Origin of the sequence: Pedobacter rhodius (assembly GCF_027213645.1) — a bacterium.
Classification (GTDB): Bacteria; Bacteroidota; Bacteroidia; order Sphingobacteriales; family Sphingobacteriaceae; genus Pedobacter; species Pedobacter rhodius.
On sequence record NZ_JAPWGL010000003.1, the window covers coordinates 376,147 to 396,428 of the forward strand.

Annotated in this window: 23 protein-coding genes; 17 read left to right on the forward strand and 6 right to left on the reverse strand. The window is 37.3% G+C overall.

Going from position 1 to position 20,282, the window contains the following annotated elements:
- Window positions 1–103 precede the first annotated feature (103 nt).
- From tssD (O0931_RS11725) to O0931_RS11795, 16 genes are all read left to right on the forward strand, one after another.
- Window positions 104–499: a type VI secretion system tube protein TssD gene (tssD, locus tag O0931_RS11725; RefSeq protein ID WP_188417550.1), complete on the forward strand. Its 396-nt coding sequence runs from the start codon at window positions 104–106 to the stop codon at window positions 497–499.
- A gap of 108 nt (window positions 500–607) precedes the next feature.
- Window positions 608–1,003: a type VI secretion system tube protein TssD gene (gene tssD / locus O0931_RS11730; RefSeq protein WP_188417481.1), complete on the forward strand. Its 396-nt coding sequence runs from the start codon at window positions 608–610 to the stop codon at window positions 1,001–1,003.
- A 118-nt stretch (window positions 1,004–1,121) separates the two neighbouring features.
- Window positions 1,122–1,958 carry a hypothetical protein gene (locus O0931_RS11735; RefSeq protein ID WP_269415772.1) on the forward strand — a complete coding sequence of 279 codons (837 nt, stop codon included), beginning with the start codon at window positions 1,122–1,124 and terminating at the stop codon, window positions 1,956–1,958.
- Between the two features lie 2 nt (window positions 1,959–1,960).
- Window positions 1,961–2,539 (forward strand): hypothetical protein, encoded by a 579-nt coding sequence (locus tag O0931_RS11740; protein WP_269415773.1) that lies wholly within the window; start codon window positions 1,961–1,963, stop codon window positions 2,537–2,539.
- Window positions 2,540–2,545: 6 nt separating this feature from the next.
- Window positions 2,546–4,327 carry a type VI secretion system Vgr family protein gene (locus tag O0931_RS11745; protein WP_269415774.1) on the forward strand — a complete coding sequence of 594 codons (1,782 nt, stop codon included), beginning with the start codon at window positions 2,546–2,548 and terminating at the stop codon, window positions 4,325–4,327.
- Window positions 4,328–4,331: 4 nt separating this feature from the next.
- Window positions 4,332–5,285: a hypothetical protein gene (locus tag O0931_RS11750; RefSeq protein ID WP_269415775.1), complete on the forward strand. Its 954-nt coding sequence runs from the start codon at window positions 4,332–4,334 to the stop codon at window positions 5,283–5,285.
- Window positions 5,286–5,577: 292 nt separating this feature from the next.
- Window positions 5,578–7,179, forward strand: coding sequence for a TNT domain-containing protein (locus O0931_RS11755; protein ID WP_269415776.1), 1,602 nt, complete (start codon window positions 5,578–5,580; stop codon window positions 7,177–7,179).
- Window position 7,180: 1 nt separating this feature from the next.
- A complete protein-coding gene (locus O0931_RS11760; protein ID WP_269415777.1) occupies window positions 7,181–7,525 on the forward strand; it encodes a hypothetical protein in 345 nt (114 codons plus the stop codon).
- 147 nt (window positions 7,526–7,672) lie between these two features.
- On the forward strand, window positions 7,673–7,852 hold the full coding sequence (locus O0931_RS20205) for an immunity protein Tsi6 family protein (protein ID WP_487362615.1): 180 nt from the start codon (window positions 7,673–7,675) through the stop codon (window positions 7,850–7,852).
- A gap of 13 nt (window positions 7,853–7,865) precedes the next feature.
- A complete protein-coding gene (locus tag O0931_RS11765; RefSeq protein WP_269415778.1) occupies window positions 7,866–9,458 on the forward strand; it encodes a DNA/RNA non-specific endonuclease in 1,593 nt (530 codons plus the stop codon).
- A gap of 24 nt (window positions 9,459–9,482) precedes the next feature.
- On the forward strand, window positions 9,483–9,923 hold the full coding sequence (locus O0931_RS11770) for an immunity protein YezG family protein (protein ID WP_269415779.1): 441 nt from the start codon (window positions 9,483–9,485) through the stop codon (window positions 9,921–9,923).
- A gap of 6 nt (window positions 9,924–9,929) precedes the next feature.
- Window positions 9,930–10,112 (forward strand): hypothetical protein, encoded by a 183-nt coding sequence (locus tag O0931_RS11775; RefSeq protein ID WP_269415780.1) that lies wholly within the window; start codon window positions 9,930–9,932, stop codon window positions 10,110–10,112.
- Between the two features lie 14 nt (window positions 10,113–10,126).
- On the forward strand, window positions 10,127–10,486 hold the full coding sequence (locus O0931_RS11780; protein WP_269415781.1) for a T6SS immunity protein Tdi1 domain-containing protein: 360 nt from the start codon (window positions 10,127–10,129) through the stop codon (window positions 10,484–10,486).
- Between the two features lie 69 nt (window positions 10,487–10,555).
- Entirely contained in the window at window positions 10,556–11,239 is a 684-nt protein-coding gene (locus O0931_RS11785) for an SMI1/KNR4 family protein (protein ID WP_269415782.1), read from the forward strand.
- Window positions 11,240–11,358: 119 nt separating this feature from the next.
- Window positions 11,359–11,595 (forward strand): hypothetical protein, encoded by a 237-nt coding sequence (locus tag O0931_RS11790; protein WP_269415783.1) that lies wholly within the window; start codon window positions 11,359–11,361, stop codon window positions 11,593–11,595.
- Window positions 11,596–12,066: 471 nt separating this feature from the next.
- Window positions 12,067–12,294: a hypothetical protein gene (locus O0931_RS11795; RefSeq protein WP_269415784.1), complete on the forward strand. Its 228-nt coding sequence runs from the start codon at window positions 12,067–12,069 to the stop codon at window positions 12,292–12,294.
- On the opposite strand, the gene O0931_RS11800 is transcribed toward O0931_RS11795, so the two are convergent.
- From O0931_RS11800 to O0931_RS11815, 4 genes are all read right to left on the reverse strand, one after another.
- A complete protein-coding gene (locus O0931_RS11800) occupies window positions 12,291–12,653 on the reverse strand; it encodes a response regulator (RefSeq protein WP_269415785.1) in 363 nt (120 codons plus the stop codon). The genes O0931_RS11795 and O0931_RS11800 overlap by 4 nt on opposite strands.
- A gap of 206 nt (window positions 12,654–12,859) precedes the next feature.
- Entirely contained in the window at window positions 12,860–13,831 is a 972-nt protein-coding gene (locus O0931_RS11805) for an MlaD family protein (protein WP_269415786.1), read from the reverse strand.
- 2 nt (window positions 13,832–13,833) lie between these two features.
- Complete coding sequence (locus tag O0931_RS11810) at window positions 13,834–14,613, reverse strand: ABC transporter ATP-binding protein (RefSeq protein WP_269415787.1); 780 nt, start codon at window positions 14,611–14,613, stop codon at window positions 13,834–13,836.
- A gap of 3 nt (window positions 14,614–14,616) precedes the next feature.
- Window positions 14,617–15,426: an MlaE family ABC transporter permease gene (locus tag O0931_RS11815; protein ID WP_269415788.1), complete on the reverse strand. Its 810-nt coding sequence runs from the start codon at window positions 15,424–15,426 to the stop codon at window positions 14,617–14,619.
- A 397-nt stretch (window positions 15,427–15,823) separates the two neighbouring features.
- On the opposite strand from O0931_RS11815, the gene O0931_RS11820 reads away from it, so the two are divergent.
- A complete protein-coding gene (locus O0931_RS11820; protein WP_269415789.1) occupies window positions 15,824–16,705 on the forward strand; it encodes a transglutaminase domain-containing protein in 882 nt (293 codons plus the stop codon).
- Window positions 16,706–16,711: 6 nt separating this feature from the next.
- On the opposite strand, the gene O0931_RS11825 is transcribed toward O0931_RS11820, so the two are convergent.
- Window positions 16,712–18,907: a peptidase domain-containing ABC transporter gene (locus O0931_RS11825; RefSeq protein ID WP_269415790.1), complete on the reverse strand. Its 2,196-nt coding sequence runs from the start codon at window positions 18,905–18,907 to the stop codon at window positions 16,712–16,714.
- 56 nt (window positions 18,908–18,963) lie between these two features.
- Complete coding sequence (locus tag O0931_RS11830; RefSeq protein WP_269415791.1) at window positions 18,964–20,268, reverse strand: radical SAM/SPASM domain-containing protein; 1,305 nt, start codon at window positions 20,266–20,268, stop codon at window positions 18,964–18,966.
- Between the last annotated feature and the right edge of the window lie 14 nt (window positions 20,269–20,282).

Here is a 20,282-nt window from a genome sequence, read left to right on the forward strand (position 1 = left end):
ATATGAGTGCGATATGGATAATTATTGGCTTGATATTTGGTCCCGTGATAATGTAGCGGATGCTATAAATAAATCAATTTATTCACCTTTAAATTTTAAAACTATGGCTTTCAAAGCTAGATTAAATTTTTCGGGCAAGGAGTACGATGTGCTCAATTGCGCCTATGCGTTAAACCGTGATGTAGATGCTAAAGGAAGACCCTCTTCCGGAGTTTACGGCGGTACCATCGACATTGAGATCGAATCTACCGAAGACACCTCAATTATCGAGGCGATGGTAAACAACCAGTACAAACCAATTACAGGAACCCTTCTGATTAAGAAAACAGAGGAAGATGCCAAAATGAAAGAAGTTAACTTCGAAGATGGCTACATTGTTAAATATTCCGAAGGGATAAACATTGTGGGCGATCATCCGATGACACTCAAATTCCAGATTTCGGCCAGAAAGCTTAAATTAGGAAATGCTGAGCATCTTAACGATTGGCCTAAAGCCTAAATTGAGGTTAGTGGTTTAGAGGTTAGCATATAAGTTACGCTATGCGCTTCGCACCGCGCCAAACGCTCATCGCATAACATTTTTCGAAAACATTAAAAAGAAATTACAATGGCATTTAAAACCCGTTTAAACTTAGGCGCAAAAGAATTTGATGTCCTACAGTGCAGCTTTTCGCTGAATAGAGATGTAGACGCAAAAGGTCGTCCTTCATCAGGTGTATATGGTGGTACCATCCACATCGAAATCGAATCTACAGAAGATACTTCAGTAATCGAATCAATGGTGAATAACCAGTATAAGCCCTTATCAGGAACATTAGTGTTCAAAAAAGGCGAAGAAGATGCAAAAATGAAAGAACTGTCTTTTGAAGATGGTTACATCATCCAGTATAATGAAGGTATTGCCGTAAACGACAATACACCTATGACCTTAAGTTTTGTCGTATCTGCACGTAAGCTGAAGCTTGGAAATGCAGAACATGAAAATGACTGGCCGAAGGCTTAATTATATTATAAATATGATTTTAAAAGGGGCTTTTGAACAAATAAGCCCCTTTATTTACATATCGTAAATTTTATAAATGTGTTTCAGTTGATTTGAAGTTTCGATTTGCCTTATACCTATGAAAAAGAAAAAAAAAATCAATCCGGCAATTAAACAAAAAGCAAAACCGGTGGTAAAGCCTTCGCAACCTACCGACTTAGAATATATCAAATTGTTTAATGATTGTGTAATCGATACTACTAAAATTGGCGACATTGATAAAGTTATAGATGATAATGTAGTTGCAAACAAGTCCGTTTATTCCAAAATCTCTGATGCCGTTGCAGGCAAGGTAAACCTGAATCCGCCTGTAAATTTCTTTTCATTTACGCCAAATCTTTCGGGTGCGCAAAATGATTTTTTCAATTTGAAATCACCTGTGGAGAGCGATTTACTTTCAATGGGTTTTACAAAAAGCCCGTTTCAGTTTAAAAACCCGTTCGATACGGCATTTATAAATTTCGGTAGCGGCTCATCTAACATACCCTGGTATTTCATTGCCTGTGCCCATTATTTAGAATGCAGCTTTAGCTTTAATAAACACTTGCACAATGGTGATCCGTTAACAAATTACACGGTAAGGGTACCCGCCAACAGGCCAAAAGTTGGCCATGAGCCACCATTTACCTTTGAAGAGAGTGCTGTAGACGCCTTAAAGCTGATGAAATTTGATCAAATTCAAAACTGGAATCTGCCAACTATTTTAAGAAAACTGGAAGCTTATAATGGTTTCGGCTACTATAAATACCACAGTATTAACTCTCCTTATTTATGGAGTTATTCCAACCATTATACAAAAGGTAAGTATGTGGCCGATGGTAAATTTGATGCCGAAGCAATATCAAAGCAACTGGGTTCTGCGGTAATTTTAAAAAGAATGGAGGAAAGGGCCTTAATTGGTATACCAAGACATTAAGCATGAAAAAATTAACGATCATATTACTCCTGTTTTGTGCACCGACATTGGTTTCGGGCTGCAAACAACATACGCCTAAAAGTAAAGAACAATCGATACAACCGGAAACAAAAAAAATTGAAGCGAACACCCCTGCAGATGATGAAAAAGATTTCAGGGCTGTCTTTAAATCTTTTCAGAAAGAAGTAGCCGCGAAAAACAGCAAATTAATTCAAAAATTAATGCATTTTCCATTTTACACCAGTCAACAACAGTTGCAAAATGGTGAAGTTGGTAGCCTCGCAGACCCTGTTACAGCAACTGAATTTGATCAATACAGTAAGGCTATCTACCATACTGAAGTAGTGAAACTGCTTCCAAAATCAACCGAAGAAAATTTATCAGAGATTGATGATAAAACGACCGAACCGTATTATCAATCCATAAAAAAAATAACCGAACCAAAAAGTAAACTGTATGAAGTTTACATACAATACCCCGAAAGCAATACGCAGGCAGAAAGTTACTTCGCCTTTGTTTTTGGCAAAATAAATGGAAAATACAAAGCCGTGGCTTACTATGCTAAATGGCCGGTAAAATAATGCCTTATGGAAAAAAAGCTCATTTCAGAAATTAATATAGAAGGTAAAGCAATTACGCACTTTTCCTCTTTTACTTTGCAACAACAATTTAACGAGCACCATTATTTCGAATTGCGGTTTAATCACGATCAAATGGGTGCTCCAGGGCTAATCACGCTTGATGACAGCCGTGATTTTGTAGGCAAAACGCTTACCGCATCATTCGGACATTCGCCAGAACAATTACAAAACTTTTCCGGTTTGGTAACCAGGGTAGAATTGGCTCAAAGTCATGGTTACCATGGCGTACTGATTGTAAGTGGCTACAGTCCAACCATTTTGATAGATCGCGGACCCGATTTAGGATCTTATCTGGATAAAAGTTTGAATGATATTGTAAAATTAGCGACCAGGGATACACCAGCCAACGATCTAAAAATTGTGGCTAATGCTGCCCGTACGGCGCCTATCGATTATTTGATCCAATACCGGGAAAGCGATTTTGATTTCCTTAACCGCCTGTCTGGAGAATACCACGAATGGTTTTATTACGATGGTGAGCAGCTGAACTTTGGTAAACCAGAAGAGCAAAAGCAAGTAGGATTGTTTTATGGCAGGGATGTGCACAACCTCCAGTATTCAATGGGTGTGGCGCCAATTAAGAATAAACGCTTCGCCTACAATCCCAAACAAGATGAAATGTTGCTAAGCGAAAGCACAGGAAAAGCTGCTGATAGCCATCCTGATTTGGCGCATGCGGTTAAGGCCTCCAATTCCATCTATAGCAAAATATTTAACCAGCCATCAATGATACGTGTTGATAGCAATAGCGACATTAAAACCCACGTAGAAAATGAAGAAAAGGCGAACATCAGCGAGTTGCTGAAAATAAATGCAAGTGGCGATAACGCACAATTAGCCATTGGCAGCATCGCGGAAGTAACGATGAGCCTGCGCAAAGAACTGGCTTTTTCTACCGAAAACCTGGGTAAATTTTTGATCACCAATATTTACCATAATATCGATGGAACAGGTAAATACCATAACACATTTGAAGGCCTTATGGCCACAACAGAACGTTTACTGGTAAAGAATTATGAGAAGCCTTATCCGGATATGCAATTGGCTGATGTGATAGACAATGCCGATCCACAAGGACAGGGTAGAATTAAAGTAAAATTTAAATGGGAATGCCAGAATAATGATGTTACGGAATGGTTAAGGGTAATTACACCAGATGCCGGAAGTAGTGATAAGGTGAATAAAAACAGGGGTTTTGTTTTTATTCCAGAAATCGGAGACCAGGTTGCTGTAACTTTTGAAGAAGGTAATGTGGCACGTCCGATTGTTTTAGGATCAGTTTTTCATGGCAAAAATGGAAGCGGCGGCAGTGCAAGCAATAACCATAAAAGCTTAACTTCTAAAAGTGGGCATACCGTTCAACTTCAAGACGATGGCGGCATTACCATCAGAGATAAAACCGGCGGCAACCACATCATTGTGGATGGACAAAACAAAATTACGGTAACTTCAACACAAACAGTGGTTTTAACCAATGGATCGTCTTCGATCACTTTGGAAAAAGATCAAATTACCATTCATGCCGATAAAATTGAGATTGCTCAGAAAGATGGGGCAAAATCAAGCAAAATTGACATCAATGGTACGGCGACCAATGTTAATACCCAGGATATGAAAATTACATCCGACACAAATGTGATTACAGGCTCAAGTAATACCATTACAGGTACTAACCATGTTACCGGAGGAAATACCAAAATTGACGGTGGTGATGTCTTTATAAATTAGTTTTATGATAAATGATAAAAAAATCCTGATCAGGAAACCGTTTAATGAACAATATACCATTACAATAACTTCCGAACTTAATGGGGTGGATGTGTTTGTTAGCTCGGTAGTACAATTACGTTATGACTTTACAGTTATAAGCGTAAATGAAAGCAATATAGAAGTACGACTTGTTCAATTGGATAATATATTGTTAGAGGCCAACAACCCTATGGTACGAGAGGTTGCTCAGGTTAGCCAGATTTTTGGACGCATGTACAATGAGCTTCATTTATTACTTGATCACGCGGGCAACGTAATTAATGTTTTAAACAATAACCTTATTTTATCAAAATGGAAGCAAACAAAAACTGAAATGGAAAAGCATGTATTATCAAATGAAGATTTGAAACATGCCATTATGTTAAATGATAATATTTTTAATAATCCTGAAAAAATTCTGATCGCTGCACAGGCAAATGAATTTTTGAGGATATATTTCGGGCAAGCATTTGATAGAGATGTTCCTTCTAAAGCTAGCCTAAAAGGGACCAATATTTTTAACACAATCGAATTGCAATGGAATACAGATTTAACCTGCTCTGTGGAATTACCAGTTACTGATTCTGTTGGTCCAATTACATTGAGCACACTCACAAAACCATCAGAAAGGTTAACAAAAAAGTTCAACAAAGAAGCTTATAATCAATTTGCAGATAAACTGGATATTAATTCTTTAACAGTAGATCTTTATCAAAAAGAAACCAGGGTTATAGACTATCCAACAGGTAAAATACAAGAGGCAGAAGTAGAAAAAATAGAAATAGCAGATGTAAAAAGATTATATAACAAGCTCCATTATAAATTATCAAGTGATACAGGGATTGTAATTAAGCAAAAAGGTCAGGAGAATTCAGCTCATCTGGTTACAGATAGCCAGGAGAACGCGGAAAGTAATACAAGGTTTAAATTTTTCTAAAAGAGATGAAGCTTCAACATTATAAAGATTTTGAAACTGAAAGCACCATACGCTCTAGCCAGTCTATACGGAGATTTGGCTCTTACACCGTAAACTTTATAATAACTAAGCAGCATTCCCTTATCTCTAATCAAAGCAGTAAGTCGATCGTAATTCAGTTTTTTGGAAAAAAACCAGTTGTAATAGGAGGTAAATTTAGCATTTTAACTTTTGGCATTAAAATCATTAGGTACGGAGAAAGATTAAAGCTGGGATGGATTAAGCGAAAACAGGTTTTAGAAAAAGTTTAGAAATGGGAAACAAAATCATAACCGAAAAAGACTTTTGGATGTGCAGTTGTGGTGCAGTTCCCGCTCAATTTCAATCTACACAAAAAACTGTTAAGAAAAAATCGGGAGAGAAGTTCATTACCATAAGAGATACGGCTACAAGCAGTTGGATAGATTTTGGCTGTACCCGAATGATGCTGATTATGGCCATAATTGCCGCAGCGGTTGTAGTTATTGCTGCAATGACCGTTGCAACAGGTGGTGCTGCCCTTATTGCTCTTGGCGCAATTGCCGGATTAGCCGGTGCTGCCTGGGGTGCGGTTTTAGGCACGCTTTTATGTGGCCAGTTAGCTGCAAAAGCACGGAAATGGGTTGGTAGTAAAAATAACTATATCGTACAAGGTGTTGAAACCATAACCGGCGATCATACCATGACATGTCCGGTAGGCGGAAAAATTACCTATGCTCCACAAATAAAAAATTGGAGTCAGGCTATTGCTTTAGGAGCTGGAAATTATATCGGCCATTTAATGGAAGGCATGATGGCCGGGGCAGCCATAGGCATGGGCGGTGCTTTAATTAGTGGAGGTGCCGGTGCATTTGCAAGTGGCGGGATAAGGGGGGTTGGCCAGGCCGCGTTTCAATTTGCAAAAAGCGCACCGATGAATGTTATTCGTAATATCGGCGCTACATTTGGCTATGCAGGTGCCGGGGCGAGTACTTCTACCGTAGTTACCACTGCAGCTACCGCTGTTGGATTACGTGGAGTTACCGCTACGCAAGCCGGATTACAACATTATGGCTCAACAGGCGAGTCAGGTTGGGGTGCCGCAGGCAGAGGCGTATTTGCCATGGAAGAAGGCATGTACCATTCTGGTGGAAACATTCTAAGCGGAAATGCTGGTTGGCAAGATGTAACTGGATTAGCCCTGTTACTTTCTCCTGTTCACAGAGCGCCTGATGAACTTAATGGCAGAAATGGAAAGCCGGTAAAAGATGGGGAAGCAGCCAGAGATGGAGAAACTGCACAGGATGGCGAACAGAAAAAAGCAGAAGATGAAAATGTAAGAGATGCCAGTACTACGCCTGAAGAAACCGCTAAAAAAGATGGAGAAGGCGAAGCTTATGAGGCAACTCCCCTTAAAAAACCTAATTTTAACGAGTTTGTTAACAGTGTTGAGGGAGGATTCCCATCTGAAATAATTGCTAAGAAAGCTTACGAATTGTTTAATAAAGGGGATTGGCAAGGACTGGAGAACCTATTTAACCAACATAACATAAATGGCGGATGGCCTCCTAACAGAGGCGCCACGGGCACAAGTGAGGTTTCATTAAAACCGAATAGTAAATTTGACAGGTATGGCGGTTGGATTGATGAAAATGGTAAGTTTCAAGATAAAGGGACTTTTGTTGGAGAAGATGGAATTCCTTATACTGATAGAGCGCTCCCAAAAGGAAGTGACGGAAAACCATATAGGAGATACGAAGTTATAAATGAAATTCCTGGTGTTAAAAAAGGCGACATTATGCCTTGGTTTGGCGAAAAAGGAGGAGGGGTTCAGTACGAACTACCTGCCAACATAAACGATTTAATTAAAGAAGGATATATAAAACCGTTAGATTAAAATGACAAAGGACAACACAATAATTAAGGAGAAGCTTTTTGATGGAGATGAATCAGGACTAGGTAAAATAACTTTCGATATACCAAGCTTAACTTTTAAGGTTTCAGATTTTCTTGATAATCCGTTGAGAAACCTTTTAAAGGATAATTCTAACACTGATGATTTTGACACAATTATTAAAAGTGAAAATTTTCAAAAAAAAGGTGCGCTAATACAAAATTTTTACACAGAGCAAAACCTTCAAGTTTATTATTTAATAGTTCAAAACAGACTATATCTGTTTTCTTTTGGAGAATTTCAGCCTATGCGTTTTATTTTATACCTAGAGAGTGTTTGGAATTTATAAGCAGCTTTTCTCTCTTTAAACCATCTGAATAGATTATACCGGGCACCATAAAATATGATATACAAAGAAGTTTAAACAAAAACGGCTTATCGCGAATTAATTAATGAGCTAATTTAAGAAACTGAGACTATTGTTTTAAGATTCCAAATCATACCAATGTATTTGAGCATTTTAAAGCAGTTAATAGAGATAGATCGCCAAATTGATGGTGGTATTCGACTAACGAATGATCAGATTGATTGTAAATACTCTTTAGGCATAATCGCTGTCAAAAACTTTGACTCTGAAAAAGGATTTTACGGCAGAAAGTTAGAAAACATGTTTTAGAAAAAGTTTAGAAATGGGAAACAAAATCATAACCGAAAAAGACTTTTGGATGTGCAGTTGTGGTGCAGTTCCTGCTCAATTTCAATCTACACAAAAAACTGTTAAGAAAAAATCGGGAGAGAAATTCATTACCACAAGAGATACGGCTACAAGCAGTTGGATAGATTTTGGTTGTACCCGAATGATGCTGATTATGGCCATAATTGCCGCAGCGGTTGTAGTTATTGCTGCAATGACCGTTGCAACAGGTGGTGCTGCCCTTATTGCTCTTGGCGCAATTGCCGGATTAGCCGGTGCTGCCTGGGGTGCGGTTTTAGGCACGCTTTTATGTGGCCAGTTAGCTGCAAAAGCACGGAAATGGGTTGGTAGTAAAAATAACTATATCGTACAAGGTGTTGAAACCGTAACCGGCGATCATACCATGACATGTCCGGTAGGCGGAAAAATTACCTATGCTCCACAAATAAAAAATTGGAGTCAGGCTATTGCTTTAGGAGCTGGAAATTATATCGGCCATTTAATGGAAGGCATGATGGCCGGGGCAGCCATAGGCATGGGCGGTGCTTTAATTAGTGGAGGTGCCGGTGCATTTGCAAGTGGCGGGATAAGGGGGGTTGGCCAGGCCGCGTTTCAATTTGCAAAAAGCGCACCGATGAATGTTATTCGTAATATCGGCGCTACATTTGGCTATGCAGGTGCCGGGGCGAGTACTTCTACCGTAGTTACCACTGCAGCTACCGCTGTTGGATTACGTGGAGTTACCGCTACGCAAGCCGGATTACAACATTATGGCTCAACAGGCGAATCAGGTTGGGGTGCCGCTGGCAGAGGCGTATTTGCCATGGAAGAAGGCATGTACCATTCTGGTGGAAACATTCTAAGCGGAAATGCTGGTTGGCAAGATGTAACTGGATTAGCCTTGTTACTTTCTCCTGTTCACAGAGCGCCTGATGAACTTAATGGCAGAAATGGAAAGCCGGTAAAAGATGGGGAAGCAGCCAGAGATGGAGAAACTGCACAGGATGGCGAACAGAAAAAAGCAGAAGATGAAAATGTAAGAGATGCCAGTACTACGCCTGAAGAAACCGCTAAAAAAGATGGAGAAGGCGAAGCTTATGAGGCTACTAAACCTGAATTTGAAAAGGTAACTCTTCCAGATGGAACAACCGTTAAACGTTTAAAACCAAATAGTGAATATGAAGCAAATGGATATAAATATAAAACTGATGGTCAAGGTAGAATTATAAATGCTAAAGGAAAACTTTCTAAAGCTGTAAAAGGTGGGAGAAATCCTTATGCTCAAAGAACTGTTGGTAAAGGAGATGGAAGATTAGCCGGTGACCATGGAGGCCATTTAATTGGTGATCAATTTGGCGGATCAGGTGGGAAAGAAAATATGGTTCCTATGGATGGTCAAGTGAATAATTATCATAAAGGAAAATGGGGTCAAATGGAAAAAAAATGGTCTAATGCTATTGACGAAGGAAAATCGGTCGAAGTAAATATTGAACCACAATATACTGATGCATCTTCAAGACCTTCATCTTTTAAAGTAGTAGAAAATATAGATGGTAATGTTAAAACATATAAAATTATAAATAAATAATATTTATTTTTGATAAAAACACCTATGGAAATAATTAATAATCTAGTAGAAGAAATTGCGCAAACCGTATTTGATAACGTACCCGTTGATAATTGGAATAAAGTTATCATTCAAACATCCATTTTATCTACTTATGTGGAGCTAACGGTAACCTATTATATAAATGATGTTAAGGGAAAATCATTTGATCCCAATTATGAGAATGCGCCGGAAGAAAAAACAGTAGATTATCTTTTCATAAAACTAAGGGAAGCCATGTACAAATTAGCTCCAAATAAAGGAGCATGGTATAACGTTGAAATGGTTATTAGTGAAGACGGAGATTTCGAAATCGACTATGACTACGATAACAAACCCAACTTTGAAATGGAACCAGACAAAGAGGAATATATAATGGATAATCAGGAATTTCCTCGAGACGGAGCGTCTACACCAAGTTGGTTAACTCCGTTAATACAGGTGTAGGTATTTATGTTTACAAAATTTACAGAGACTTACGGAAATTTAGAAAATAAGCAAGAAATCCCTTCTAATGATTTAGCACAAGTTAAAAGTACGTTAACTCCCGAACTATATGAATTGCTTGAGCAAGGGGAAGGAAGCTATATGAATGGTTTTTTATGGATTGTTAATCTGGTTGAGTATGTTGATTAGTAAATGAAATCTATTTGCCTTTAACATCTCCTTCAGTTTGTTTCGCCAGAGATGCTTTTGGTTCATTGTATCTGTGGGAAGATAACAGTATAATTTATGCAGATATAAATTACACTAAACAAGAGGTAGTGGAAAGAAAAGCCAATGTTTTCTTTGATCTAAAAATGACTGATAATGGTTTCTTAGATAAAAAAACGCCTTATAAGAACTATTTAAAAGCTCGAGAAAAACTGGGCGAACTTTCAAAAGAGGAATGTTATGGATACACCCCCTTAATTGGTATGGGTGGATCTGAAAAGATAGAGAATTTGAAAAAAGTTAAGATTAAAGAATATATTTCAATAGTGGCTCAAGCATTAGGACAAATCCAATAGCAAAATTTGTCAGTTAAATGCTGTTTTGCCCCTATTTCATCATAAATGGCATTAAGTTTAGTTTAGTACATGAGCAAAATTGAATACCTAAAGAAATATAACTCAAAAGTTGAAATAATAGCTTTTGAAACATTGAACGAAAACCAATTAAAAAATCTGCCAGAATATTGGAAAAATGCTTTATCTCAAGATTCAACTTCGAAAACAATAGATAGCATTTTAACTCAATGGAAAAAATTTCCGTACCAATTTCAATCAACTATCAGTTATTTACAAGCTAATTTATTAGAGATTGAATTACTTGCCGATGGGGATCAACTAGCTTTGCTTTACACAATCAAAAATGTAAAGGGTAACGAAGCTTATTACATCGGTTACAATCCCAACACAAAGCATTTAACAGATTATTTTGAAAAGTTGCCAGCAAGCTTTAAGGACATTTATAATCAGCTTCATAATGGCTGGGTTTATTATGCTTCAAAATCAAACGGAATTTTACCTATTGAAGAAACAATTGTATTAGCTAATGAGGAATGGGGCATTTTAGACGAAATAGATGTTAATGAATTGCCATTTAATTTACAAAATTGCATCGGTTTATTCGATAATGGCAAAGGTGATTATGCATCCATAGATCTAGAGTCGGAAAACAAAAAGTATGGCTTCATTTGGTGGCATACCAAAGCACCAAAACTCGGTATAGAAATTTGGCCGGTTATTGATGAATGGACCAAAATAGGTATGGAAAGGTAATTTATCGAAAGTTTTTGGGTTGAAATAATAGAAAAAAATTATTTTGATTGGGTACTGTTACCAGTCGATTATCGGTGAAAATAGCTGCCACATACCTTATATAATTAATCTGGTCATCAATGGCTGATATATATAAAATTGCTGAAAAACTAAACGTAGATGACAGGATAATAAAATTGCAAAGGAAAGAGATTTTATTACCTAACTATATTGATGATCTTAATCCTGTAACTGACTACTGGTATCCACACCCTCCTTGTTTGATTCCTCTTTTCCTGGGTCATGGAGCTTCCTACAAAGGTATTATCAATATTTTTTTCGCGATCGAAAATCAACTTTCTCAGAATGTTTACTAGAACATGGCTACATATCTGAAATAGCAAGAAATGCTGATCAGTTTATACGCTTGGTGTATAAAAAAAATAATTACTAACAATGGCTTATCTAGGAAAATTGAAGCCATTTATATGTACATTATAGACCTGGTGATATCAATCCTCTCTTTACATGTTGAAATTAAATGTTACTATTATATGGATTGAAAACTTAAAATTCATTCAACTATCTCAAAAACATATACTTAATAATACAACTTCTGGCGCTTTTTAAACAAACTGGTATTAATTTTGACTAGGTGTTCCTAACTATGAAAAAGTTTTGATCGTTAGATTGTTGTTCCAGTTACAGAACCGGCTTACAAATGCTTTAAAAGCAAATTAAAGCTATATTGGAACATCTTCTCCGGAAAAAGCTATGGTATTTATTTAAAGCGGATGAGTTGTTTCACAGCATAAAGAAACAATTGTCAATAAGGAAAACTTGTTGTGATGATTAAAAAAAACATTGTAGCGAAAAACAATCGCAAACCAACGGTACTAAAAATTAACCCGGTTAAATTAAAAGAACTTCTATCGGCATTTGAATTAAATACAGTTTCTGATTCGATAACAATTTTTACCAAAGTAGAAAATGCCGCAATTAAGGAAAAAGTTGTTTATGCAGAAAAATCTGATTTTGAACTAGCCTTTGAAAAATTTCAGAATCAGGAAATTTAAGTTAGTTGAGCAACCTTAGCTAACAAAGTTGAAGATTGAAAGGGTTTTTGAATGTAATAATCGCATTTACTTTTAAATGCAATTTGCTCATAATTTCCGGCACTCATTAATATAATCTTATAATTCGCTGTCTGAAGGTTTTCTTTTAATTGCAAACATAAATCCATGCCATTAAACGCACCAAAATTTATATCTAATAAGATAACATCAGGTTTAAGAAGGCATATATCCTCAAAAATATCGACGCTGTAGAGTTGGCTTAAAGTTACAATCGAATAGTTTTCATATTCAAACAAAGCCGTTAAGGCATCTAATATATTATAATCATCATCGAGTATAAGAATGCTCTTGCGGCTCATTGATATATTCGTTTTTTAAATAAAAGCGTATTTTCAAAATTAGCGTTCGCCGGCTTACCCGGAATAGTCTTCCCACGGCTGAACTAAATAATCCTGTGTTGATAAATACAGATTTAAACAGATATACGAATGCATACTGTAAAGTAGATTTTAAAACATCTTATAAAATGTAAATATCTGATTAAAGAAGGTTAAACACACTATAACTATTTTTTGTTTAAAGAATCTTTAGCCCTTTTTTTGAAAAAGCCACGTAACAAAAAGTTACTTTGAAGCGCTTCAAGATCTTCGTCTAGCTTCTTGCTGCTCTTTTCCAAATTCAACATAATTGTTTTTACTTGTTCTGCGGTTTTCTGGTCGTTTAATAATAAGCCTGCCGCATTATCTGTTGTTTTAAGCTTAGCTGAGGCAGCATCTAAATTTGCAGCTAAACTTGATGCTGATTCTACTGATTTCTGTAATGTTGCTGCCGATTGTTTTAACGTTTGAAATACGGCTGTATCGGTAAGCATTTTATCCATTAATCCGTTTTTTGTATTTAATGTTTTCCCGAACCGGCTCAGATCTTGCGATGCCTGAGCAGTTGCTAAAGAAGTACGGTTAAGGTTCGCAACCATTGATTTAAAGTTCGTGGCCAGCTCCTGGTCGGAAAGCAAAGCACCGGCAGCACCCTTCCCATCAATCAGGTTTTTTGATAAGATGCGGAAATCAGAAGTAATATCAACCAGGTTTTTGTTATTTACCTGCAAGGTTTTCATAATATCATCTGTTGAAAGTGCGGTATTTACTTTTAATACATCGCCATCTTCAACAAATGGAAACTTAGGATTTCCGCCTGTAAGCACCACAATTTTATTACCAATAAGCCCATCAGCACTGATGCTTGCACCGGCATCTTTATGGATGTATTTATGTACATCTTCTTCGATACTCAAATAAACTTTTACCTGAGAACTTCCAAAAAATTCGATTTTTTTTATTGTTCCGATTTTCACGCCTGAGAACCACACGTTATTTCCCTTTTTAAGACCTTGAATATCATTAAAAACCACACTTAAGGTGAAACTTTTAACAAAGGTTTTTTTCTGGCTGCCCAGTGTAAAAATCCCCAGTAAAAAAATGAGGATGCCAATGGCGATGAAAATGCCTACGGTTATTTTTTTTCTATTGTCCGTCATGATTATTGGATAAAATTGTAATCAAAAAATGGTTGTGCTTTAATATCTCCTGAATTAAATACCTGGTCGAAAGTTCCCTGCCTTTCGAAACTTCGATCAACAAGCATAGCTACCCGGTTTCCCGTTTCTTTGGCACAGGTTAAATCGTGGGTAATTACGATTGCACTGGTGTGGTAACGCTCCTGTACATCGTTAATAAGTTTGTTAATATCTTTCGAGGTAATCGGATCTAAACCTGCCGTAGGTTCATCATACAGCATAATTTCGGGCCTTAGAATCAGCGTGCGTGCAATGCCAATACGCTTTCTTTGTCCACCTGATAGTTCAGAAGGCATCTGGTTTATGGTTTGTGAAAGTCCTACCGCATCCAGCATTTCTTCTACAGATGAATTGACCTCTTGTTTACTTAAATCTTTCCGGTTACGCACCAATGGAAATTCAAGATTTTCTTTAACTGTCATGCTATCGTATAGGGCACTGTTTTGAAAAGAAAAACCAACCCTTAACCGCAAAGCCAGCAGTTCCTGGTAAGAGATTTCATCTACTACATTTCCAAGTACATTTACTAAACCCGAGTCGGGTTTTAAAAGACCAATGATAATCTTAATCAGTACTGATTTACCCGTACCTGATTTACCCAAAACCACAAGATTCTCACCTTTATACAAATCGAGTGAAGCATTTTCAAGTACGACATAATTTCCAAAAGCTTTATTCAGCCCTTTTATTTCAATCACCTTTTCCGTATTCGTATCAGTAGGTTTTTTTGCTATTATATCCATGGCTTAACTATTAAACAAACTGAATATCTGTACACAAACAACCTCTTCAATAAATATTAAAAACATCGCGGTTACAACCGCCGAGTTTGCTGCTTTACCAACACCTTCTGTCCCTTTTGAAGAATTATAACCCTGATAACAGCCAACGATGGCAATGGTAAAACCGAAAAGTATTGCTTTAGTGGTAGAGGCGATAATATCCAGGTAAGTTATACTTTCGAGAGAACTCTGAAAAAATGTTGTCGCACTCGTGCCTTCATTAACGGATACGTTAAGCAACGCACCGAGCATGCCAATCATTGCCGTATAAAAGGTTAAAATAGGCATAGTTATCGTTGCGGCGAGTACCCGGGTTGAAACCAGAAATTTAAATGGGTTGGTTGCTGAAACCTCCATGGCATCTATCTGTTCACTTACTTTCATAGAACCCAGTTCGGCACCAATGCTCGAGCCAACTTTACCTGCCGCAATTAACCCGGTTAATAAGGGGGCTAGGGTTCGCAACAGCGCAATTCCAACTAAAGACGGTAACCAGGATGTCGCACCAAATTCGGATAAAGAGGGCCTGGATTGTTTGGTAAATACCAATCCTGTGATAAATCCTGTTGTTGAAATAAGTAAAGCGGAACGGTAACCAATTTCATAACATTGGCGCATCAGTTCTTTAAACTCGTAAGGCGGCAGAAAAGCTTCTTTAAAAAACCGGCCGATAAAAATATAAACTTCATACAATGAAATAAACCATTGGCTGAATTTACCGGGGGTTTTAGGAACCTGCTCTTCAACAGGTTTCGAATCGACTGTTAATCCCATAGTTGCATACTGCGGTTTTAAATGGAAAATGCTTGTTTATCGGTTTCAGGGCTATGATCGGCTCTTATTCTTTTAAGATTTGCGTTGGCAATACTTAATAAATGCGCCTATCCAGCCAGCAATAGTTCATTCTCCATAACTATACAGATTAGAGAGACAATTGTTTGCTTTGAATGTTTTTATTGGAAAACTGAGCAATTAACCTAAAACGGATATTGAACCGGCTTGCAGCATTCTTCTTTAAGTTAGGATAAAGCGCGGCCTCAAGACCAGGCTCGCATATGGAAAAGAACTCAATTTGACATTAAAATAATTTTGGGGTTGCCATATAATTCACTAAATTCAATACGAATCTCCCAGAGAATTTGAATTGGAAAATAAGATATTGTGATGATATATGAATAAAACGACTGTACGAAAACTAAATAGGGTAGTTTATGCAGGCATCGTGCTTGCGATGCTCTGTCCGGCCATCTGTGTTGCTCAGGAAAAACTAGATTACATCAAAATATTAAAGAGTGGGCATTATGATAAATCAGAACATGTCGGTACTGTTTCATTCCAATACCAGAACTCAAATGATAGCGCTCTTGTCGCTTTGCGCAACAAATACAAACTCGATTCTGTTTCCGGTTTTGGTAATAGTCAGTCGAGAGTTTTAAACGTAATGCATTGGGTACACAATACATTGCGGCATAACGGAACGGAAGAAAGCGGAATCAAAAAACTGAATGCCGATGAAATATTAACTTCCGCAAAAAAAAGAGGAATTGGTGTTTCCTGCGGCGAACTCGCTACAGTTTTAAATGATTGTTACCTTGCCCTGGGCTGGAGCTCAAAAAAAATATATTGTTTCCCGCAAGACAGCTTAAAAAACGACCCTGACTCACATGTGATTAATGCAGTTTATCTTCCAAACGAAGAAAAATGGATCATGGTCGACCCTACAAATGATGCATATGTGATGGATGAAACAGGCGCATTACTCAGTATAGAGGAAGTGAGAGAAAGGATTGTAAATGGAAAACCACTTATCCTGAATCCCGATGCAAACTGGAACAGGAGGATTAGCATGACAAAGGAAAATTATCTTTTCAGTTATATGGCCAAGAACCTGTACAGATTGTATACGCCCGTTAGAAGTACCTATGATTATGAAAGTAAGGCGGTTAAAAACCGGCAATATATAACACTTGCTCCTGTTGGCTATAAGGATTCGGGTTCATCGTTTCCAAACACTATAGTTAATAACCCATCGCTTTTTTGGAGCGCGCCATAAGGTAAACTAGTTGCCCAGTTCAAGCTGGTTTTTTATTAGTTCGTAATATTTACCTTTCGCTGCAATTAGCTTATTATGGGTATTCTGTTCCAGGATAGATCCTTTTTCCATAACGATAATCTGATCTGCTTTTTTAACCGTGCTCAGGCGGTGGGCGATTATAACTACAGTTTTTCCTTTAAAAAATTCATTTAAATTATTTAAAATTTTTTTCTCATTATTTGCGTCCAGACTACTTGTAGCCTCATCGAAGAAAATGAAATCCGGATCCCTGTAAATCGCTCTGGCAATAAGTAGCCTTTGCTTTTGACCTCCACTCAAATTGGCGCCTGTTCTGCCAATCCTGGAGTTGTATTGCATAGGTAAAGATTCTATAAACTCATCAATACAAGCCAACTCACACGCATATTTCAATTTAACCATATCCGGCTTGGCATCGGCAAGTGCAATATTTTCAGCATAAGTACCGCTGTAAATATAGCCATCCTGAAACACAACCCCGCATCTGGTTCTCCACGAGTCCGGAACTACCGTTTGCAGATTAACATCGTCGAGATATATGCTTCCCTGGCCCGGGTTATAAATAGATAACAACAATTTCAAAAGCGTTGTTTTACCGCTGCCGCTTGAACCTACAATAGCCGTAATTTTACCAACCGGAATCTCCAGATTCAGATTTTCCAAAACGTTATTATTAAAACTTCCCTCATATTTAAATGAAACATTTTTGAGCTGTATGGAATGTACCGGACTGAATTTAAGAACGGTATTCCTGTTAACATCCTCATTATCCAACCGCTGAATATCTTCCAACCTGTCAAATGACATTTTTGCATCCTGCAGCCCTCTTATGATATTTATCAGGTTGTTTATCGGGGTATTTAGCTGGCCAATAATATAACCAACCACCATCATCACGCCAATAGACATAGTACCTTGAATTACAAAATATGCACACAGTCCGGTTATAAGAATATCTTTTGAACGATTGAAAAAGTTAGCGCCTATGAGCTGGTAATAGTTTAAGTTCAATGCCTCAAGATTAATTTTGTTGAGCTTTTTCTGAAGCCCTTCCCATTGCGAAATCTTATTTTCATGAGCGTTATTTATCTTGATTTCAGGCATCTCGTTAATCAGCTCATAAATGTTATTTTTGGTTTCAGAAGCAGCCGTAAATCTTGAGTAATCCAGTAGTTTTCGCTTATCCAAAAATAATAGCGTCCAGAGTATGCTGAAAATGCTCATTACAATAAAAATCAGAAAGGCAAATACATTGTAAGAACATAAAAGCACAGAAAATATTCCCAGGCTAAGAACAGAAATAAGAAATTCTATACTATGGTGACTCAAGAAATTCTGAATCCTGTCACTATCATCCATTCTCATCATGAGGTCAGAATTTAACCTGTTGTCAAATATTTTAAGAGGCAACCTGATTAGTTTATGAAGATAGTTAACCAAAAACTGCAGACTTACTTTAAAATTTATCTGCATCAGCAAAATTGAGCTGATACTGTCAGAAATAATTTGACTCACAAATATGATAAATTGAGCAGCAAGTAAATAAAAAACAACATTAATATCTTTAGCCATTACACCGTTATCGATCATTTTTCTAAAGACTGATGGAAATAGCCATGTACCAACCATTGCGACCAAAATAAGAAAAAGCGACAGTGCAGATTTAAACCTGTTATTCTTTATAATTGCCAAAAAATAACTGCCGATTTTTGAGAGTGCCAGGTTCTTTTCGGTTGGAATGGGGACCTTATCATGAAATTCCTGAGTAGGCTCAAGCAAAAGAGCAATACCAGCATTCTCATTATTTGTCCACTGCTTATCAAAAAATTCCTCTCTTAAGGGAATCCTTCCGAAACTTGGGTCTGAAATAAAATAGGTTCGCTTTCCTCTTCTTTCCTTTATGTTGTAAAGGACTACATAATGTTCCTGCCTCCAGTACAAAATGGCGGGCAAAGGAATCGTTTTTATATTATCAAGGGTTAACTTTACAGAAAGCGTATCGAAACCGATATTGGAAGCGCCATTGATAATATCCTGAAGTGAGACGCCCTGCCTTGTAACCGCACAATAATCTTTGAGCTCGGCCATTGAATAGTTTTTACCATAAAACCTGGCGACAATTTTCAGACAGGTAGGGCCGCAATCCCGTGCTTCAAGTTGAGTGTAGTGGGGGAATTTCATTGTAAATATCTATTTTATTTATAGAAAAAAGATGAGAAGCTAATTCTAAGCGCTCATCAGGCCAGGTCTAATAATTCCCGTACCTTTTCCATAACAATTTCGCTTTTTCGATTCTCATCATGATTAAAAACACAATACTCACCTTGAATTTCTACATTTTCTACTGCGTGTTGTGAACATCCTCCATTACATACCGGTAAAAGTCTGCATGAAAGGCATGGCTTGTTTTTAAATTTTGAATCCATTCTTTTTTCGTGCCGACCATTCTCCCATATTATCTCGCCTTGTTCGTCTATATATCCATCGCGCTTAAAGGTGGTAAAATCCCTGGCAGTACATTTAAAAACATCTCCATTATAATTAATTACTGCGCTGTTTTTTTTGTCGGCATAACACGAGTTTCGTACGTTATCCATGGAATGATTGGAAGAAACGGCGAACCCATATTTTTTGAATTCATCTATTTGTAATTGTACGATGTCGCTATCATCCAATACATCGTCCTGCCAAACCCTATGGAAATCGACCATGATAAATTCTTTATCTGCTTCAGTCAAATCGAGCAAATCGTATACGATTCTATGAACGTTTTTTAGGTTTTCCGTTGTATAGTTAATCCTGAGCCTAATAAATACTTGCTGTTTTATCATCATAACCACATTACTGATTATCTTTTCATAAGATCCCCTTGTTTCAGTTACGTATCTGACTTTATCGTGATCCGCACCGTAGCCATCCAAAGTAATTTGCAGTGATCGCACACCGGTTTCCTTAAAACTCTCCAACATTTTTTCCGACACCAGGAAACCGTTGCTTGTAAAATTTACGAATGTACTTATCGACCTGTTCTGAGCGACTTTATTAAAGTGGTTTATGATAGGAAGAACAATGTCATAATAGTATAATAGTGGTTCCCCGCCAAACCATGAAAGCGTGAAGTGCTGAAGCTTTTCGTTCTTTTCAAGCTGGTAGGATAAAAATTTGTTTACACGCTCAATAATCTCCTCATTCATCCTTGAGGCTTTGATATGGGTTTCATAGCAGTACCAACATTTGAAATTACAGTTCATTGTAGGATTGATTGTCAAGTGGTAAGCGTCTTCCGCATAATCTACAGCATTTCGAAGATCCATTACTTTTTGCACTTCGTCAACCGAATCCTCCAATAAGAATTCCTTATGTTTTAGAGCAGAGAAAAAAGTAGGATGAACATCTTCTAAATTATCAATACCTTCAATTTTAGCTGCATTGAGTAAATCCTTTAAAAGCGGATCTAGTACGATTGCATGATTTGAAAATGTATTATAGAGTACAAACTTGTCCTCGAGTGGTAAAATTGAGTTGAATTGTGAATATTTCATATTGATAATTTAGA

Bases quoted from the DNA above. Each gene is read 5' to 3' on its own strand.
- tssD (WP_188417550.1), top strand. From the start codon at position 104: ATGGCTTTCAAAGCTAGATTAAATTTTTCGGGCAAGGAGTACGATGTG.
- tssD (WP_188417481.1), top strand. From the start codon at position 608: ATGGCATTTAAAACCCGTTTAAACTTAGGCGCAAAAGAATTTGATGTC.
- O0931_RS11795 (WP_269415784.1), top strand. From the start codon at position 12,067: ATGATTAAAAAAAACATTGTAGCGAAAAACAATCGCAAACCAACGGTA.
- O0931_RS11785 (WP_269415782.1), top strand. From the start codon at position 10,556: ATGAGCAAAATTGAATACCTAAAGAAATATAACTCAAAAGTTGAAATA.
- O0931_RS11750 (WP_269415775.1), top strand. From the start codon at position 4,332: ATGATAAATGATAAAAAAATCCTGATCAGGAAACCGTTTAATGAACAA.
- O0931_RS11830 (WP_269415791.1), bottom strand. From the start codon at position 20,268: ATGAAATATTCACAATTCAACTCAATTTTACCACTCGAGGACAAGTTT.
- O0931_RS11775 (WP_269415780.1), top strand. From the start codon at position 9,930: ATGTTTACAAAATTTACAGAGACTTACGGAAATTTAGAAAATAAGCAA.
- O0931_RS11820 (WP_269415789.1), top strand. From the start codon at position 15,824: ATGAATAAAACGACTGTACGAAAACTAAATAGGGTAGTTTATGCAGGC.
- O0931_RS11760 (WP_269415777.1), top strand. From the start codon at position 7,181: ATGACAAAGGACAACACAATAATTAAGGAGAAGCTTTTTGATGGAGAT.
- O0931_RS11770 (WP_269415779.1), top strand. From the start codon at position 9,483: ATGGAAATAATTAATAATCTAGTAGAAGAAATTGCGCAAACCGTATTT.
- O0931_RS11815 (WP_269415788.1), bottom strand. From the start codon at position 15,426: ATGGGATTAACAGTCGATTCGAAACCTGTTGAAGAGCAGGTTCCTAAA.
- O0931_RS11805 (WP_269415786.1), bottom strand. From the start codon at position 13,831: ATGACGGACAATAGAAAAAAAATAACCGTAGGCATTTTCATCGCCATT.
- O0931_RS11740 (WP_269415773.1), top strand. From the start codon at position 1,961: ATGAAAAAATTAACGATCATATTACTCCTGTTTTGTGCACCGACATTG.
- O0931_RS11790 (WP_269415783.1), top strand. From the start codon at position 11,359: ATGGCTGATATATATAAAATTGCTGAAAAACTAAACGTAGATGACAGG.
- O0931_RS11800 (WP_269415785.1), bottom strand. From the start codon at position 12,653: ATGAGCCGCAAGAGCATTCTTATACTCGATGATGATTATAATATATTA.
- O0931_RS11755 (WP_269415776.1), top strand. From the start codon at position 5,578: ATGGGAAACAAAATCATAACCGAAAAAGACTTTTGGATGTGCAGTTGT.
- O0931_RS11810 (WP_269415787.1), bottom strand. From the start codon at position 14,613: ATGGATATAATAGCAAAAAAACCTACTGATACGAATACGGAAAAGGTG.
- O0931_RS11745 (WP_269415774.1), top strand. From the start codon at position 2,546: ATGGAAAAAAAGCTCATTTCAGAAATTAATATAGAAGGTAAAGCAATT.
- O0931_RS11735 (WP_269415772.1), top strand. From the start codon at position 1,122: ATGAAAAAGAAAAAAAAAATCAATCCGGCAATTAAACAAAAAGCAAAA.
- O0931_RS11825 (WP_269415790.1), bottom strand. From the start codon at position 18,907: ATGAAATTCCCCCACTACACTCAACTTGAAGCACGGGATTGCGGCCCT.
- O0931_RS11765 (WP_269415778.1), top strand. From the start codon at position 7,866: ATGGGAAACAAAATCATAACCGAAAAAGACTTTTGGATGTGCAGTTGT.